Raw genomic sequence first — 17036 nt, 5'->3', positions numbered from 1 at the left:
TGGATAAGCAACTTATCCTGCCAGCCCGGCCCGACGCCGGGCTTTTTGTTGACCACCCCAAGGCGCGGCAACGGCCACTTCCCTTGGCACCGGAAAACGAAGCGGGCCAATGGCCCGCTTTGTCTTACCTGTTTCACCCCATGATCACACCGGCGGATGGAAATGGCTGGCCTCGCGGGTGGCCATCTCCTCGTAGGTGGCCCACTTCTGCCACGCCACTTGTTGCGCCACCTGCATCAGCCGCAGTGCCTCCTGTGGATGGCTCTGGGCCAGCACCCGATAACGGGTCTCCTGCTGCCGATATTCCGCAAGGGGGATGGAGGGGCGCAGGCTGTCGAGGCTGAAGGGGTTCTGCCCGGCGCTGCGCAGTACCGGGTTGTAGCGCATCAGCGGCCAGTGGCCCGAATCGACCGCACGCTTCTGTTGGGCCAATCCCTGCGCCATGTCGATGCCGTGGGCGATGCAGTGGCTGTAGGCGATGATAAGGGACGGGCCCGGATAGGCTTCGGCCTCACGCAACGCTTGTAGCGCCTGCTGCGGGTTGGCACCAAAGGCGATGCGGGCAACATAGACGTTGCCGTAGGAGATGGCCTGCAACGCCACATCCTTCTTCGCCAGGGTCTTGCCCCCCGCCGCGAACTTGGCGACGGCGCCGAGCGGCGTCGATTTCGACATCTGACCGCCGGTGTTGGAGTAGACCTCGGTATCCATCACCAGCACGTTCACATCGCGGCCGGAGGCGAGCACATGGTCGAGCCCCGCCGAGCCGATGTCATAGGCCCAGCCATCGCCGCCCACTATCCAGACCGAGCGCCGCACCAGCTGATCAATCAAGGAGAGCAGCTCGCGGGCCTTGCCGGATTTTACCTCCTCCAACCGCTCGCGCACTTGCGCCACCCGGGTGCGCTGGGCACGGATCTCCGACTCCAGCCGCTGCGGGGCGCTGATCAGCGACTCGACTAGCTCTGGGCCCAGCTCCCCCTTCATTGCTTCGAGGGCCGCCACCGCCTGACCGTGATGCTGATCGGCGGTGAGACGGAAGCCAAAGCCAAACTCGGCGTTGTCCTCGAACAATGAGTTCGACCAGGCCGGCCCCTTCCCTTCGCCGTTCTTGGCCCAGGGGGTGGTCGGCAGGTTGCCGCCATAGATGGAGGAGCAGCCGGTGGCGTTGGCCACCAACATGCGATCCCCAAACAGCTGGGTCAGCAACTTGAGGTACGGGGTCTCGCCACAGCCGGCGCAGGCACCGGAGAACTCGAACAGGGGCTCGAGGAACTGCGCACCGCGCACCGTGGAGAAATCCACCCGCTCGCGGGCAGGCCAGGGCAGGCTCTCGAACCAGCGCAGCGCCTGTTTCTGGCCAGCCAGATGCGGCGCCTTGTCCATCATGGCGATGGCGCGCTCGCCTTCATGGCTTTCTCCTTCTGCACTCTCGCCTTGATGGCGGGCATCCGCTCCGGCCCGCACCGGACAGGCCTGCACGCACTGGCCACAGCCGGTGCAATCCTCCGGATAGAGCTGCAAGGTGTAGCGGCTGTCGGGGAAGCCCCTGGCGGTAACGGGCACCGACTGCGCCGCCTCGGGGGCGCTCGCCAGCCAGTCCTGATGGTAGAACTTGGCCCGCAGCGCCCCATGGGGGCAGACAAAGACGCAGTTGCCGCACTGGATGCAGATATCGGAGTGCCAGATGGGGATCTCGCGGGCGATATCCCGCTTCTCGAAGCGGCTGGTGGCAGTGGGGTAAGTGCCATCCACCGGCAGCATGGAGACGGGGATCAGATCGCCGCGCCCCGCCAGCATCTCGCCAGTAACCCGCTGCACAAACTCGCTGCCACCCGGAGCCAGTGGCAGCGGATAGTCGCTGATCTGCTCTTCACCGGCCGGGATGGCCACCTGATGCAGATGGGCCAGGGTGTCGTCCACCGCCGCGAAGTTGCGCTCGACCACTTCGGGCCCCTTGCGGGCATAGCTCTTCTCGATGCTCTCCTTGATCAGCGCAATCGCTTCGTCCCGCGGCAAGATACCGGCCAGCGCGAAGAAGCAGGTCTGCATGATGGTGTTGATGCGATTGCCCATGCCGTTGCGCTCGGCCACCCGATCGCCGTCGATGCAATAGAGCTGGATATTGAGGGAGCGAATGCGGGCGCGCAGCCGCTCGGGCAGCTCGGCCCAGACCCGGTCAGGCTCATAGGGAGCATTGAGCAGCAGGGTCGCCCCTTCTGCGGCGTGCTCCAGCAGATCGACCGATTCGGCAAAGCCCCACTGGTGGCAGCCGATAAAGCTCGCCTGCTCGATAAGCCAGGGGGCATCGATGGGCTCGGGGCCAAAGCGCAGGTGGGAGACGGTGCGCGAGCCCGACTTCTTGGAGTCGTAGACGAAGTAGCCCTGAGCGTGGAACCCCTCCAGCTCGCCGATGATCTTGATGCTGTTCTTGTTGGCGCCGACTGTGCCGTCGGCACCGAGGCCGAAGAAGAGCGCCCGTACCCGGCTGGCGGGCTCCAGATCGCCGATGGGGTGCCAGGCCAGACTGAGGCCCGACACATCATCGACAATCCCCACCGTAAAGCGCGGGCGCGGCGCATCGGATGCCAGCTCCTCGAATACCGCCGCGCACATGGCGGGGGTGAACTCTTTGGAAGAGAGGCCATAGCGACCGCCACTGAGCCAGGGCAGCCGCTTGATAAGGCCGCGCTGCAAGCCGTCGATCAGCGCGCTCTGCACATCCAGCAGCAGCGGCTCACCGCCCGCCCCCGGCTCCTTGGTGCGATCCAGCACCGCCATGCGGCGCACGCTCTCGGGCAGCGCATCGAGCAGTGCCTGTACCGGGAAGGGGCGATAGAGGCGAATGACCAGTACCCCGGTTTTGCGATCCTGCCGGTTGAGCCAATCCACGGTGGTGCGGGCGGTGGCCGCCCCCGAGCCCATCAGCACGATGACGTCGGTGGCATCGGACGCGCCGTGGTACTCCACCAGCCGGTAGTGACGACCGGTCAGCTCGCCGAGGTTGTCCATGCACTGCTGCACCCGCGCCGGCACCGCCTCGTAGAAGGGGTTGACGCTCTCGCGGGACTGGAAATAGGTATCCGGGTTCTGGGCAGTGCCGCGCATCACCGGATGATCCGGGTTGAGGGCCCGGGCACGGTGGGCGCGCACCCAGTCATTGTCGATCAGCGCCCGGATTTCATCTTTGTGCAGCGCAGTGATCTTGTTCACCTCGTGGGAGGTGCGAAAGCCATCGAAGAAGTGGATAAAGGGCACCCGGCACTGCAGGGTGACGCTGTGGGCGACCAAGGCCAGGTCCTGCGCCTCCTGCACCGAGCCGGAGGCGAGCATGGCAAAGCCGGTGCTGCGCGCCGCCATCACATCCTGATGGTCGCCAAAAATCGACAGCCCCTGCGCCGCCAAGGATCGGGCCGCCACATGGAACACCGCCGAGGTCAGTTCGCCTGCGATCTTGTACATGTTGGGCAGCATCAGCATCAGCCCCTGACTGGCAGTGAAGGTGGTGGCGAGCGCCCCCGCCTGCAGGGCGCCGTGTACCGTGCCGGCCGCCCCCCCTTCACTCTGCATCTCCACCACGGTAGGGATGTTGCCCCACAGGTTGGTCTGCCCCTGTGCCGCCCAGGCGTCGGCCAGTTCGGCCATGGTCGAGCTCGGGGTGATGGGATAGATGGCACACACTTCGCTCAGCTGGTACGCCACCCGGGCCGCGGCTTCGTTGCCGTCAACCATGATCAGTTCATGTTTCATTGGGACTCCTGTGGTTGGCGCAACTCGATGGCGTGGCAGGGACACTGGTCGTGGCAGGCACCGCAGCCGGTGCAGCGCTCGGCATCCACCCGATACCCCAGACCCGGCCCCAGCTTGGCGATGGCCTGCTCGGGGCAGCTGCCATAGCAGCCGTCGCACTCGAAGCAGTTGCCGCAGGAGTAGCAGCGCGCCGCCTCGTAACGGGCAGCCACCTCATCCAGTCCGCCGATGATCTCGCCAAAGTCGTCCCGCGCCGAGGGCGGTTTGACCGGCTGGCTGCTGGCCGGCGCATGGGTCTGGAACCAGAGTTGCAACTGCTCGGGCCCTACCAGCGGCTTCCCTGCCTGCAAATGGGAGAGCGGCTTGTGGTAATGGCGACCGCGCAGCCAGGCATCCATATGGCGTGCCGCCTTCTTGCCGTGGCCGGTGGCGATGGTGACGGTGCGCTCGGAGGGCACCATGTCGCCGCCCGCAAACAGACCCGGCACATCCGTCATCAGGTTGCCAGCCACCTGCACCACTCCCTCCTTGTTGACCCCCACGCCGGGAATGCTCTCCAGCACCGAGAGGTCGACCTCCTGACCGAGCGCCAGAATGAGGGAGTCCGCTTCGAGGGTTTCAAACTGGCCGGTGGGCACCGGTTTGCCCTCGGCATCCAGCGCCATCACCTCCACCTCGATGTTGGTGTTGTCGAGCTGGCGGATGGTGCGCAGCCAGTTGATCTTGATCCCCTCCTCCTCGGCCTCATCGGCTTCAAAGGCGTGGGCTGGCATATGGTCCCGGTCGCGGCGGTAGATGATCATCGCCTCCTCGACCCCGAGGCGACGAGCGGTACGGGCCGCGTCCATGGCGGTGTTGCCGCCGCCGTAGATGGCTACTCGTCGTCCCAGCTTGGGGGGCGGCAAACCCTGCTCCTCCGCCAGGCTCGCCTGCTCGAGGAAACTGACCGCATCGAGGATCTTGCCCGCCTCCCGGGCCGGAATGTCGACCCGCTTGGCCAGATGGGCGCCGATGGCCATGAAGACGGCGTCAAAGCCACCCTCGTCGCGCGCCTTGAGCACGTCTTCCACCTTGTGGTTGAGAGTCAGCGTCACCCCGGCAGCGACGATGCGGGCCACCTCCCGATCCAGCACATCACGAGGCAGACGGTAAGCGGGAATACCGAAGCGCAGCATGCCGCCGGCGAGCGGGCCCGCTTCGCGGATCTCCACCTGATGGCCGAGCCGGTTGAGGTGCCAGGCGCAGGAGAGGCCGGAGGGACCGGCGCCAATGACCAGCACCTTCTTGCCGCTGGCGGGGGCAGGCGGCGCAGGCTGCCAGCCACGGGCCAGCGCCTCGTCGCCGAGGAAGCGCTCGATGGCGTGGATGGAGACGGCATCATCCACCTGGGCACGGTTGCAGGCCGTTTCGCAGGGGTGATAACAGACCCGCCCGTGGACTGCAGGCAGGGGATTTTCTTCGATCAGTCGTTGCCAGGCCGCCTCAAAGCGGCCCGCTTCGGCCAGGGCAAGCCAGGCCTGGATGTTCTCGCCAGCCGGGCAGGCGTGGTTGCAAGGTGGCAGGGCCGGCCGCCAGACGGGCAGCCGGGTACGGACCGGGCCTGTTCCCGTTTTCTGGGAGAGATCCGGCTGTGGGGTCATATCCAGTTGTTTGCTCATACATTGCTTTCTTCTTTTTGTGTGACAGGCCCCATCCGAATGCGCTTGATACCGTGTTGCCTGGGCAGACGGTGGCCGGAGAGGGAAGAAGCGAAAGCGTCAGAAACTGGAAGCTGGCTCGATGATGGGCCGTTTTTTGTACGACATGGTGGATCAGGATCAATAAATGTTGCGCTTTATGGGTCGCCCCCTTCACAACCGGATCCCCGTCACACCCCGCAGCCATTCGGGCCTGTTGCCCGAGCCCCCTCGCCGCCCTCGACGTGGGCAGCAGGAGAAGATTGCCGCCCGGGACAGGAATCGTTATCTTCCCCTCTTCACAGGAATCGCCACAGCACAAGGACCAGGACATGCCGACCCTCGCCAGCATACATCTCTACCCCATCAAATCGACGGCAGGCATGCCGCTGGAGCGCGCCCAGGTGACCCAGGAGGGACTTGCCGGGGATCGCCGCTACATGGTGGTCAAACCGGATGGCACCTTTATCACCGCCCGCACCCATCCCCAGTTGCAGCAGGTGGTGGCCACCCCCGTCCAGGGGGGGCTGCAACTGCGCTATCCAGGTCTGCCCCCCCTTGCTCTCATGGAGGCGGCGTTCAGTCGCGCCCCTCAGCACACCGGTGTCTGGGAGGATCGCTTTACCGCCCTGCACACCGGGCCCGACGCCGATGAGTGGCTGAGCCGGGTGGCGAGGGAGCCGGTGCGCCTGCTCTGGCTCGGGGAGGCATCCGATCGTTTTCGGGAGAAGACCGGCACCCGGGTGAGCTTTGCGGACGGCTACCCCTTGCTGCTCATCAGCCAGGCTTCCCTTGAGGATCTCAACCTGAGATCCGATGCCTTGCACCAGATGAGCCAGTTTCGTACCAACCTGGTGGCGAGCGGCACCCGCCCCTTCGAAGAGGATGGCTGGAAGCGGATCCGCATCGGCGAGGTGGAGTTTCGGGTGGACAAGCCGTGCAGCCGCTGCATCATGACCACGGTGGAGGCAGGCACGGAGCGCTTCAATGCCCTGAAAGAGCCGCTGGCCACCCTCACCCGCTACCGCCGTGGCGAAGATGGTGAGGTCTATTTCGGCCAGAATCTGGTGGCCCTGAACGAGGGGTGGATTGAAGCGGGCAGCGAGATCGAGGTGCTGGAGCGGGCCCGGGCGCCGGTCTACCCCAACGCGGCCCCGAAAAAGCGGGAGCTGGTGTGCGTCGCCCGGGAACCCCTGGCCCGGGATCTGGAAACCTTCTGGTTCGAGGCCGCCGACGGCGAGCCCCTGCCCGACTACCTGCCTGGACAGCACCTGCCCATCAGCCTCGATATCAAAAACACACGGGTTCAACGCCGCTACACCCTGAGCTCCACGCCGGAGCGGCCCGAGCGTTACAGCATCAGCGTCAAGAAGCTGGCCGATGGCCGCCTCTCGCCCTGGCTGCACCATGAGCTGCAAGTGGGCGACCGGTTGCTGGCCGCCCCCCCGGCCGGCGAGTTTCACTTAGGGTCCGAGCGCAGGCTGCTGCTGCTCTCGGCGGGATCCGGTGTCACCCCCATGCTCTCCATTGCCCGCACTCTGGCACTACGGGGGGAGCTCGGTGACGTCCACTTCATGCACCTGTGTCGCAGCGAGGCAGACATTCCTGCCGCCAGCGAGCTGCACGCCATGGTGCAGCAGGGAATGACCCTCACCCTGATCCTGAGCCAGCCTGACAAACACTGGCAGGGGCTCAGCGGCCGTCTGAATGACGATCATCTGGGCCGGATCCGGGGTTTGCAGGAGCGGGAGGTGTTCATCTGCGGCCCTCACGGCTTTATGGCCGATGCAGCCAACCGGCTGACCGCCCTCGGCGTACCGGCCGGGCGCATCCGCCAGGAGAGCTTTGGCGGGGCCCTGCTCTCGGTGGCCCGCCCCCATCAGGCGGTGCAACTGCGTATCGGCGAGCGGGAGTTTGCGGGCAACAACCAGGGCACCGTGCTGGATCAGGCCAACAAGCAGGGGGTAGAGCTGCCCTGGAGCTGCCGTGCCGGCATCTGCGGCAGTTGCAAGCAGACCCTGGTCTCGGGCGAGGTGGATCACCCCGATGCCCCCGCCATCAGCGCCGCCGAGCGGGCCGAGGGCAAGATCCTCGCCTGCTGCGCCGTGCCCCTGACGGATCTGGTGATCAAATAGGGTGATCGGGGGGCAAAACCCCGTCCCCGGAATGCAAAACGGCTGCCCGAGGGCAGCCGTTTTCTTTAGATGACTGGCTATCAGCCACGCAGGGCGGCGATGCGCTGCTCGATGGGCGGGTGGCTCATGAACAGCTCGCTCATGGAGCGCTTGCCGTTGATGCCGAACGCCATCATGGAACCCTCCATCTGCGGCTCGGCACCGCGGGCGAGACGCTGGAGCGCGGCGATCATCTTGTCGCGGCCGGCCAGCTTGGCGGCACCGGCGTCGGCACGGAACTCGCGCTGACGGCTGAACCACATGACGATGATGGAGGCGAGCACGCCGAACACCATCTCCAGCACGAACACGGTGATCATGTAGGCGAAACCGCCGGTGCTGCTGCTCTCTTCCTCGTTGTTGGAGCTGAAGAAGTTGCTGATGACGCCGGCCACGATGCGGGCGAAGAACATCACGAAGGTGTTCACCACCCCCTGGATCAGGGTCAGGGTCACCATGTCGCCGTTGGCCACGTGGCTCACCTCGTGGGCCAGCACGGCTTCCGCCTCGTCGCGGCTCATGCTGTAGAGCAGACCGGAGGAGACGGCGACGAGGGAGTCGTCACGGCGGGCGCCGGTGGCAAAGGCGTTCATCTCGGGGGAGTCGTAGATCCCCACTTCCGGCATCTTGATGCCAGCCTCACGGGCCTGACGGGCAACAGTGCTCACCAGCCAGTGCTCGGTCTCGTTGCGGGGCTGCTCGATGACCTGGACGCCATAGCTGCGCTTGGCCATCCACTTGGACATCAGCAAGGAGATAAAGGAACCCCCAAAACCGAACACGGCGCAGAACACCAACAGACCGGAAATGCTGGACTTGTTGATCCCCAGAACCGAGAACAGGATATTGAGTACCACCCCCAGCACCAGCATGACGGCCAGGTTGGTCACCAGGAATAGCATAATTCGCTTCATATTGACTCCTTGTGAGATATGGATGCATGGTTCGGGGCGCCCCAGGGGCGACCGATGCCACACTTGCCCCAGATAATAGACAGACTCGATGAATGTTTGCTGAATGTCTGGCCTCAGAGCAAGGGCGACACATCGAGACAGTGGTGCAAATCCACCTCATTCACCGCGTCCACGAAGGGGAGCTCCCCCAGAAATGGGGCCGGCAACATGGCTTTCAAGGTGTCCAGGTTCTCCTCGTAGCGGCTCATGTGCGGATCCACCCGGTTGATGACCCAGCCCGCCAGGGTCAACCCCTGCTGGCGAATGGCGCTGACGGTGAGCAGGGCATGGTTGAGGCAGCCCAGCCTAGCCCCCACCACCAGGATCACCGGCAGCCGCTCCTGGGCGACCCACTCCGAGAGCAGACGCTGATGATCCAGCGGCAGGAACCAGCCCCCCGCCCCTTCGACAATGACGAGTTCGGCCCCAGCTCCCTCAATCTCCCGCAAGCCGGCGGACAGCCCCTCGAAGGGGATGCTCACCCCCCGCTCACGGGCGGCGATATGGGGGGCGATGGGCGGCTCGAAGGCATAGGGATTGACCTGCTCGTAGGGCAGCGCAACCGTGGCCGCCCGCTGCAACAGCAAGGCATCCAGATTGCGAAGCCCCTCCGGGGTGCGGGTGCAGCCCGCCGACACCGGTTTGTACCCGGCGCAGCGAATGCCTCTGGCGGCAAGCGCCAGCAACAGGGTGCGGGCCACTAGGGTTTTGCCCACGTCGGTGTCCGTGCCCGTGATGAAATAGGATGTCCCCATGATGATTCCTCGATGCAGTGCAGGGGCGCAGAGGCGCCCCGATATCCATGGTGAAAGGCAGGCGCGCGTCCTGCCGCTGAAGGGGTGGGTGCGCCGGGTCTTTTTGTGTCAGCGCCGCACCAGGCGCCCGAGGCAGACCTCGTAGCTGGCGGCCAGCAGGCCGTCCGGTTGACGGTGGCGCTCGTAGGCCTCCCCCAGTCGCACCAGGCGCTGGCGATGACCCAGGCCCGCAGACCGCTCGTCGTTGACCTGGCTCGCGCCTATCCCCTTGAGGTCGCGCAGCAGTCCGCTGAGCGCCGGGTAGGCGAGGGACCAGGTCAGCGGGCAGAGTGCCGGGGCCTCGAAGCCCCCGTCACGGGCCGCCTGCTGCAACTGGGGCAACGTCAGGAAGCGATTGACATGGTCACGACCATCCACGGCCCGCCAGGCCTCCCGCAGTTGCCACAGTGACCCCGAAAGCAGGGTCGAGAAGAAGACCTGTCCACCGGGTTTGAGCACCCGGTTGAGCTCGGCAAAGGCCTGGGCCGGCCGCTCGCACCACTGCAGGGCCAGGCTGGAGAAAACCCAGTCCAGGCTCTGGTCGGCAAAGGGCAGCCCCTCCGCATCGCCGCACACCAGGCGGGCTCCGCTGCCGCGAAGGGCCGCCTGGGCCAGCATGCCGGGAGCGAGATCCAGCCCGGTCAGCGTCTCGCAGCGCGGCGCCAGGGCGGGCAGGAAGAAACCGGTGCCGCAGCCCAGATCCAGCCCGGCCCCTGAGCGCACCTCTTTCACGCCCCCCTCGTCCATGCGCGCCAGCAGCGACTGCCCCACCTCCTGCTGGAAGCGGGCGTGGGCGTCGTAGTGGCGGGCCGCCGCCCCGAAGCGGCGGGCGAGCTGCGCCTTGTCCACCGACTGGAAACGCTCATGCACCATGGGTGCCCCCTCTCTCGTCAGTGGATGGGCGGGGCCCCAGGGCCTCGAGCAGGCGATCCACGTCATCTTCGCCATGGGCGGCGCACAGGGTGATGCGAAGGCGCGCCGTGCCGACCGGCACCGTGGGTGGGCGGATGGCGCCGGCCCAGACACCGCATTCCCGCAGCCGCTCGGCCAGTTGCAGGGCAGCGACGCTCTCCCCCACCAGCAGCGGCTGGATGGGGGTATCGCTTGCCCCAAGCCGCCAGCCGAGCGCCTGCGCCCCCTGCCGGAACCGGGCGACAAGGCGAGCCAGGTGGGCACGGGCCTCGTCGGCTACACGTACCAGCTCGATGCTCTGGCGCACGGCGCACGCCTGGGCGGGGGGCATATGGGTGCTGTAGACATAGTGGCGGGCAAAATTGACCAGGTACTCCACCAGCTCGCGACTGCCACCCACAAAGGCGCCGGCCACCCCGAGCGCCTTGCCGAAGGTCCCCATCTGGATGTGCACGCTGGCAGGAGCAACCCGCTGGGCCGCCAGGGTGCCGCGCCCCTCGGCACCCAGCACGCCGAGGCCGTGGGCATCGTCAATCATCAGCCAGTTGCCGCTTCGGGATGCGAGTGTGGCCAGCTCAGCCCAGGGGGCCTGATCCCCGTCCATGCTGAAGACCCCTTCCGAGACGATCAGGCCCCGGTTTGGCTCAAGCAGCCGCTCAAGGGCCGCCATGTCGTTGTGGCAAAAGCGCTTCATCTTGCAGGGGAGCTGGCTCCCCATCTCCTGCAGGGAGGCGTGGTTGAGCCTGTCCTGCCACAGCAGGTGATCCTTGCCGAGCAGGGCCTTGAGCACCGCCTGATTGGCGGAGAAGCCGCAGTTGAACAGCAGCACCGCCTCCACCCCGAGCCAGTCGGCCAGCGTCTCCTCCAGTTGCTGGTGGGCGCGGCTGTAGCCGGTCACCAGGGGCGAGGCGCCGGCGCCCGCGCCATATTGCGCCACCCCCGCCGCGAAGGCGGCCTTGATGGCGGGGTGACCCGCAAGGCCCAGGTAGTCGTTGCCAGAGACGTTGAGGTAGTCCCGCCCCCCGACCCGGATCCGCCCGCCGCTCGCGGCCTCCACCGGGGTGCGGCGGCGCAGCAGGGTGGCCTGTTCACGCTCGGCCAGGGCCTGCCCCAGTGCAAAGGGGCCGGTGACAACGGGGGTCATCATGTACGGACGGCTTCTGCGCGGGGACGAGTGGCGTCGTAGAAGAGTTCGCTCGGCTCGCTCTGGCGACTCACCTCGGCCAGCAGCTCCTCCTCTTGAACCTGATCCGGCTTCTGGGCCCGCTGGGCGGGGCGAATGCCAAGGCGCTTGAAGAGCTGCATGTCGCTGTTCTCGTCCGGATTGGGGGTGGTCAGCAGCTTGCAGCCGTAGAAGATGGAGTTGGCCCCGGCCATAAAGCACATGGCCTGCATCTGCTCGTTCATCTTCTCCCGCCCGGCGGAGAGGCGCACGTGGGAGGCCGGCATCATGATGCGCGCCACGGCGATGGTGCGGATAAATTCGAACGGGTCCAGGTTCTCCTGGTTCTCCAGGGGCGTCCCCTTCACCTTGACCAGCATGTTGATGGGCACGCTCTCCGGGTGGCGCGGCAGATTGGCGAGCGCCATCAGGAGGCCCGCACGGTCTTTCGCCTGCTCCCCCATGCCGACGATGCCGCCGGAGCAGACCTTCATGCCGGCGCCGCGCACATGCTCCAGGGTGTCGAGCCTGTCCTGATAGGTGCGGGTGGTGATGATGTCGCCGTAGAACTCCGGCGAGGTGTCGAGGTTGTGGTTGTAGTAATCGAGCCCCGCGGCCCCGAGACGCGCCGCCTGATCGGCGGTCAGCATCCCCAGCGTCATGCAGGTCTCCATGCCGAGCCCGCGCACCTCTTCAATCATCCGGATGATGTAGGGCATGTCCTTTTCTTTGGGGTTGCGCCAGGCCGCCCCCATGCAGAAGCGTGACGAGCCGTTGGCCTTGGCCTCCCGGGCCCGCTCCAGCACTTTTTCCACCTCCATCAGCCGCTCGGTCTCGAGCCCGGTGTGGTAGCGAGCGCTCTGGGGACAATATTTGCAATCTTCCGGGCAGGCCCCGGTCTTGATGGAGAGCAGGGTGCTTACCTGCACCTCGTTCGGGTCGAAATGGGCGCGGTGCACCGTCTGGGCCTGGAACAGCAGATCGTTGAATGGCAGGGCAAAGAGATCTTGGACCTCGGACAGGGTCCAGTCGTGACGAAGGGTGTGGGCACCCGCGGTGAGAGCATTCATACATGGCTTCCGGTTGTTATTGGTGGGATCCTGCGCCGCGCTCAAGAGAGCGTTCGCCGCAAGACCCGCCAGCTGGACAGCGCGACGCCAGGGCGTGCGCGAAGCCAAGTGGCTGAAATTGTTGGCTAGTGTAGAGAGCGCGCGTAGACTGTCAACACCAACCAGATCAAATCAATTGACAACAGAACACAAAATGACCAATCAAGAATTCGACCTGCACCACGTCTGGCATCCCTATACCTCCCTCACCCATCCCCTGCCCTGCTACGAAGTGGCCAGCGCCAAGGGGGTGACCCTCACCCTGACGGACGGGCGCGAGCTGGTGGATGGCATGAGCTCCTGGTGGGCCTGCGTGCACGGCTACCAGGTGCCTGAGCTCGACGCGGCCGCCACCGCCCAGCTCGGCAAGATGTCCCACGTGATGTTTGGCGGCCTGACCCATGCCCCGGCAGTCGAGCTCTGCCGCAAACTGGTGGAGATCACCCCGAAGGGGCTGGATCGGGTCTTTCTGGCGGATTCCGGCTCGGTGGCGGTGGAGGTGGCCCTCAAGATGGCCCAGCAGTACTGGCATGCCAAAGGGACGCCCCGCGCCAAATTCGTTGCCCTTCGGGGCGGCTATCACGGCGACACCTTCGGCGCCATGAGCGTGTGCGACCCGGATGGCGGCATGCACGAGCTCTACCAGGGCTTCCTGCCCGAACACCATTTCGTCGAAGCGCCAAGCTGCCGCTTCCACGCCCAGTGGGACGAGCAGAGCGTGGTGGAGCTGGCCACCCTGGTGGCGGATCATCACGAGGAAATTGCCGCCATCGTGCTCGAACCCATCGTCCAGGGGGCGGGCGGCATGCGCTTCTATCACCCCCGCTACCTGCAGTGGGTGCGCGCCCTGTGCGACGAGTTTGGCCTGCTGCTGATTGCCGACGAGATAGCCACCGGCTTTGGCCGCACAGGCCAGCTCTTTGCCTGCGACTGGGCAGGGATCAGCCCCGACATCATGTGCCTGGGCAAGGCGCTTACCGGCGGCTACCTGACGCTGTCGGCCACGCTCACTACCGAGCATGTGGCTCGCACCGTGTGTGACGGCAAGGCAGGCGTCTTCATGCACGGCCCCACCTTCATGGGCAACCCGCTTGCCTGCGCGGTAGCCAACGCCTCCATCGAGTTGCTGCTCGCCTCCCCGTGGCAGGCGCGAGTGCAAGCCATCGAACACCAACTCAAAACCGAACTGGTGGAGCTGACCCTGCACCCGGCGGTGGCGGATGTGCGGGTGCTCGGCGCCATCGGGGTGGTGGAGATGAAGGAGCGGGTGGACGTGGCGCGCATCCAGCGCAAGTTCGTGGAGCTGGGCGCCTGGATCCGTCCCTTTGGCAAGCTCATCTACCTGATGCCCCCCTTCGTCATCACCCCCGAGGAGCTGCGGGTATTGACCGGCGCCATCCACGAGGCCATCACCAGCGGCGAATATTGAGTCCGGCTGAACGGGCCCTGCATGAGAACGCAGGGCCTTTTGGCGCTTTTTCATCAGAATGTGAGCAAGACACCAAAACCCGTCCGGCGAGGAGAGTAGACTGCGCGGGTTTTACCCAACAGATGTACCAGTCCCATGCGCCTCTCCATTGCTGCCAAGATCAACTTCTTCCTGCTCTTCATCTTCTCCATGGTGTTGGTGTTTTCTGCGGCCTATCAGGCGGTGCGCGAGCGTGACCTCATCCTGACCCTCATCAAGGAACAGAGCCGCGAGCAGACCGAGGCCTACTTCGACGGCCTCAACATGCTGATGCTGACTGGCAAGATGGACGCCCGCGACACCCTGCGCGCCAAGTTTCTCGATCACGCCCACGTGGAAGATGCCCGCATCGTGCGCGGGGCGGCGGTCAACAAGCAGTACGGGCCGGGCCGTGACGTCGAGGCCCCGAAGGACAGGTTTGATGCCCTGGCGCTGGCGGGCAAGGGGAGCCTGGAGGTAGAACATGACGGCATGCACAGCCGGCTGGTGGTGACCCGCCCGCTGCTGGCCAGAAAGGATTTTCGCGGTACCGACTGCACCAGCTGCCACCAGGTGCCGGAAAACACCGTGCTGGGAGCGGTGCGTTTTGACTACTCCCTCGACACCCTGTTTACCCGGGTGGAGCAGAACATCCTCACCTCGGCCCTGAGTCTCACCCTCATCTTCGGGCTGGGACTCCTGCTCACCCTCTGGGTCATCCGCACCTGGATAGTCCGCCCCCTCAACCAGCTGACCCGCTCCATGGAGGAGGCCACCGATCGCAACGACTTCGGCCACAGGCTGGAGGGGGATGAAGGGGACGAGATTGGCCGGGTGGCGCTCGCCTACAACCAGATGCTCGACAGCGTGGAGCGCCAGATAGGCAAGCGCCCCACCTCTCAGGGGCTGGATGACGGCGACGGCCCTCAGCCCCGGTAGTAAAGCAGCAGGCAGGCCACCAGGATCAGCAGCAGGATGAAGAGATTGACGTGGCGGGCATCTTCCTGCCGACGGCTGCGGCCACGGGCCAGCACCAGCACCACCAGGGTCAGCAGGCAGCAACCCCAGAGCCCGCGCTCCAGCCAGGGGGTGAGCAGGGGGTCCCAGCTCTGGCGCACCTTGACGCCCCCATAGACCAGAAAGCCGTAAGCCACCTCTGGCCGGGCGAAGTGATAGAGGGAGAGCAGGGCGACAAAGCCGCCCCAGCAGAGGATCACCAGCCCCTGCAACACCCGTATCCAGCCATCCGGCCCCCGCCTGCGCTCCTTCACCCTCACCCCCGTCCAGCCGCCATGATCCATGCACGATGCATGGGGAAATCCCCGCAAGGGTCCGACATTTTTGCTTGTTTATCAAACCTGCGCGGGTAAGATGAACGGCTTAGTCTGCCATGGTGGGCCAACTGCGCCCGGGCCAGACCCCTAGTGTTGCAAATAGCGCTGCAAGAACAAGCTGGAGACAATATTTCGATGACGCACGCATCCGTAGTTGATGTGCTGGCCGGTAAGTATTCGGTCGGCACCACCCTGACTGTGAAAGGGTGGATCCGGACCCGCCGCGATTCCAAGGCGGGGATCTCATTTTTGGCCGTTTCCGATGGCTCCTGCTTCCATCCGGTGCAGGCCGTCGCCCCCAATACCCTGGCCAATTACGAGAATGAAGTGCAACGTCTGACCACAGCTTGCTCCGTCGAAGTGACCGGCACCGTTGTCGAGTCCCAGGGCAGCGGCCAGGCGTTCGAACTGCAGGCCACCGAGGTCAAGGTAGTGGGCTGGGTCGAAGATCCGGACACCTACCCCATGTCTGCCAAGCGCCACAGCATCGAGTACCTGCGCGAGCAGGGCCACCTGCGTGCCCGCACCAACATCGTCGGTGCCGTGACCCGGGTGCGCAACTGCCTCTCCCAGGCCATTCACCGCTTCTTCCACGAACAGGGCTACCTCTGGATCGCGGCGCCCCTCATCACCGCCTCCGACACCGAAGGGGCCGGCGAGATGTTCCGCGTCTCCACCCTGGACATGGAAAACCTGCCGCGCACCCCCGAAGGCAAGGTGGACTACGACAAGGACTTCTTCGGCAAGGAGACCTTCCTGACCGTGTCCGGCCAGCTGAACGTCGAAACCTACGCCTGCGCCCTGTCCAAGGTCTACACCTTCGGCCCGACCTTCCGCGCCGAAAACTCCAACACCAGCCGCCACCTGGCCGAGTTCTGGATGGTGGAGCCGGAAGTGGCCTTCGCCGATCTGGAAGACAACGCCGCCCTGGCCGAAGCCATGCTGAAGTACGTCTTCAACGCCGTGCTGACCGAGCGCCGCGACGATCTGGAGTTCTTCGCCCAGCACGTGGACAAGGACGCCATCGGCCGTCTGGAGCGCTTCGTCGCCTCCGACTTCGCCCAGATTGACTACACCGACGCCATCGACGTGCTGCAAAACTGCGGCAAGAGCTTCGAGTTCCCGGTCTCCTGGGGCATCGATCTCTCCTCCGAGCACGAGCGCTACCTGGCCGAGGAGCACTTCAAGTCCCCGGTGGTGGTGAAGAACTACCCGAAGGACATCAAGGCCTTCTACATGCGCCTCAACGATGACGGCAAGACCGTTGCCGCCATGGACGTACTGGCCCCGGGGATCGGCGAGATCATCGGCGGCTCCCAGCGTGAAGAGCGTCTCGAGGTGCTGGATGCCCGTCTGGCCGAGATGGGTCTGAACAAGGAAGACTACTGGTGGTACCGCGATCTGCGTCGCTACGGCACCGTGCCCCACTCCGGCTTCGGTCTGGGCTTCGAGCGCCTGGTGGTCTACGTGACCGGCATGGGCAACGTGCGCGACGTGATCCCCTTCCCCCGTACTCCCCGCACTGCCGAGTTCTAAGGCGACCCGCCCACTCGCGCCGTGCAAAAGCCGACCCCCCGGGGTCGGCTTTTTTTATGCCTGCCTCGCTCTTCCCGCCCCCGTTATTCCCGCCTTTTGCATTCCCAACCCTGTGCGCTCCCCCATCTTTCCCGTCATTTATCTGGTGTGCGCCAGGACGCGACCCCTGTTCAAGGGCTGAACCGTAGT

Annotated in this window: 12 protein-coding genes; 4 read left to right on the top strand and 8 right to left on the bottom strand. The window is 65.4% G+C overall.

The window, feature by feature from the left end; all coding sequences use genetic code 11:
• Positions 1-144: 144 nt before the first annotated feature.
• Together nifJ and AB5Y80_RS17395 are read right to left on the bottom strand one after the other, a co-directional pair.
• Entirely contained in the window at positions 145-3750 is a 3606-nt protein-coding gene (nifJ, locus tag AB5Y80_RS17400) for a pyruvate:ferredoxin (flavodoxin) oxidoreductase (RefSeq protein WP_368173264.1), read from the bottom strand.
• Positions 3747-5408, bottom strand: coding sequence for an NAD(P)-binding protein (locus tag AB5Y80_RS17395; RefSeq protein ID WP_368173263.1), 1662 nt, complete (start codon positions 5406-5408; stop codon positions 3747-3749). The genes nifJ and AB5Y80_RS17395 overlap by 4 nt, the downstream gene beginning before the upstream one ends.
• Positions 5409-5758: 350 nt before the next feature.
• Here AB5Y80_RS17395 and AB5Y80_RS17390 point away from each other — a divergent pair, with 350 nt between their 5' ends.
• On the top strand, positions 5759-7561 hold the full coding sequence (locus AB5Y80_RS17390; RefSeq protein ID WP_368173262.1) for an MOSC N-terminal beta barrel domain-containing protein: 1803 nt from the start codon (positions 5759-5761) through the stop codon (positions 7559-7561).
• A gap of 80 nt (positions 7562-7641) precedes the next feature.
• Here the strand turns inward: AB5Y80_RS17390 and htpX are convergent, their stop codons facing one another.
• From htpX to bioB, 5 genes are all read right to left on the bottom strand, one after another.
• A complete protein-coding gene (gene htpX / locus AB5Y80_RS17385; RefSeq protein ID WP_010674070.1) occupies positions 7642-8514 on the bottom strand; it encodes a protease HtpX in 873 nt (290 codons plus the stop codon).
• A gap of 113 nt (positions 8515-8627) precedes the next feature.
• Entirely contained in the window at positions 8628-9308 is a 681-nt protein-coding gene (gene bioD / locus AB5Y80_RS17380) for a dethiobiotin synthase (RefSeq protein ID WP_368173261.1), read from the bottom strand.
• 108 nt (positions 9309-9416) lie between these two features.
• Positions 9417-10220: a malonyl-ACP O-methyltransferase BioC gene (gene bioC / locus AB5Y80_RS17375; protein WP_041212694.1), complete on the bottom strand. Its 804-nt coding sequence runs from the start codon at positions 10218-10220 to the stop codon at positions 9417-9419.
• Positions 10210-11406, bottom strand: a complete 1197-nt coding sequence (gene bioF / locus AB5Y80_RS17370; RefSeq protein WP_368173260.1) for an 8-amino-7-oxononanoate synthase — start codon at positions 11404-11406, stop codon at positions 10210-10212. Before bioF ends, bioC begins: the two co-directional genes overlap by 11 nt.
• Complete coding sequence (bioB, locus tag AB5Y80_RS17365; RefSeq protein ID WP_368173259.1) at positions 11403-12491, bottom strand: biotin synthase BioB; 1089 nt, start codon at positions 12489-12491, stop codon at positions 11403-11405. Before bioB ends, bioF begins: the two co-directional genes overlap by 4 nt.
• A 193-nt stretch (positions 12492-12684) precedes the next feature.
• On the opposite strand from bioB, the gene bioA reads away from it, so the two are divergent.
• Together bioA and AB5Y80_RS17355 are read left to right on the top strand one after the other, a co-directional pair.
• A complete protein-coding gene (bioA, locus tag AB5Y80_RS17360; protein WP_201889828.1) occupies positions 12685-13959 on the top strand; it encodes an adenosylmethionine--8-amino-7-oxononanoate transaminase in 1275 nt (424 codons plus the stop codon).
• A gap of 135 nt (positions 13960-14094) precedes the next feature.
• Positions 14095-14916 (top strand): HAMP domain-containing protein, encoded by an 822-nt coding sequence (locus AB5Y80_RS17355; RefSeq protein WP_042016350.1) that lies wholly within the window; start codon positions 14095-14097, stop codon positions 14914-14916.
• Here AB5Y80_RS17355 and AB5Y80_RS17350 read toward each other — a convergent pair.
• Complete coding sequence (locus AB5Y80_RS17350; RefSeq protein ID WP_042016383.1) at positions 14904-15248, bottom strand: hypothetical protein; 345 nt, start codon at positions 15246-15248, stop codon at positions 14904-14906. The two genes, AB5Y80_RS17355 and AB5Y80_RS17350, sit on opposite strands and share 13 nt — an antisense overlap.
• A 198-nt stretch (positions 15249-15446) precedes the next feature.
• Between AB5Y80_RS17350 and asnS the strand changes: the two genes are divergently transcribed.
• Positions 15447-16847, top strand: coding sequence for an asparagine--tRNA ligase (asnS, locus tag AB5Y80_RS17345; RefSeq protein WP_039039869.1), 1401 nt, complete (start codon positions 15447-15449; stop codon positions 16845-16847).
• Positions 16848-17036 lie beyond the last annotated feature (189 nt).

This window comes from Aeromonas sp. R2-1 (assembly GCF_040908425.1).
Lineage (GTDB): Bacteria > Pseudomonadota > Gammaproteobacteria > Enterobacterales > Aeromonadaceae > Aeromonas > Aeromonas caviae.
The sequence above is the reverse complement of the archived record's forward strand: the minus strand, read 5'-3'. Positions and strand labels throughout refer to the sequence as shown.

Excerpts from the sequence above, each read along its gene's own strand:
- nifJ (WP_368173264.1), bottom strand. The coding sequence starts at position 3,750 with ATGAAACATGAACTGATCATGGTTGACGGCAACGAAGCCGCGGCCCGG.
- AB5Y80_RS17395 (WP_368173263.1), bottom strand. The coding sequence starts at position 5,408 with ATGAGCAAACAACTGGATATGACCCCACAGCCGGATCTCTCCCAGAAA.
- AB5Y80_RS17390 (WP_368173262.1), top strand. The coding sequence starts at position 5,759 with ATGCCGACCCTCGCCAGCATACATCTCTACCCCATCAAATCGACGGCA.
- htpX (WP_010674070.1), bottom strand. The coding sequence starts at position 8,514 with ATGAAGCGAATTATGCTATTCCTGGTGACCAACCTGGCCGTCATGCTG.
- bioD (WP_368173261.1), bottom strand. The coding sequence starts at position 9,308 with ATGGGGACATCCTATTTCATCACGGGCACGGACACCGACGTGGGCAAA.
- bioC (WP_041212694.1), bottom strand. The coding sequence starts at position 10,220 with ATGGTGCATGAGCGTTTCCAGTCGGTGGACAAGGCGCAGCTCGCCCGC.
- bioF (WP_368173260.1), bottom strand. The coding sequence starts at position 11,406 with ATGATGACCCCCGTTGTCACCGGCCCCTTTGCACTGGGGCAGGCCCTG.
- bioB (WP_368173259.1), bottom strand. The coding sequence starts at position 12,491 with ATGAATGCTCTCACCGCGGGTGCCCACACCCTTCGTCACGACTGGACC.
- bioA (WP_201889828.1), top strand. The coding sequence starts at position 12,685 with ATGACCAATCAAGAATTCGACCTGCACCACGTCTGGCATCCCTATACC.
- AB5Y80_RS17355 (WP_042016350.1), top strand. The coding sequence starts at position 14,095 with ATGCGCCTCTCCATTGCTGCCAAGATCAACTTCTTCCTGCTCTTCATC.
- asnS (WP_039039869.1), top strand. The coding sequence starts at position 15,447 with ATGACGCACGCATCCGTAGTTGATGTGCTGGCCGGTAAGTATTCGGTC.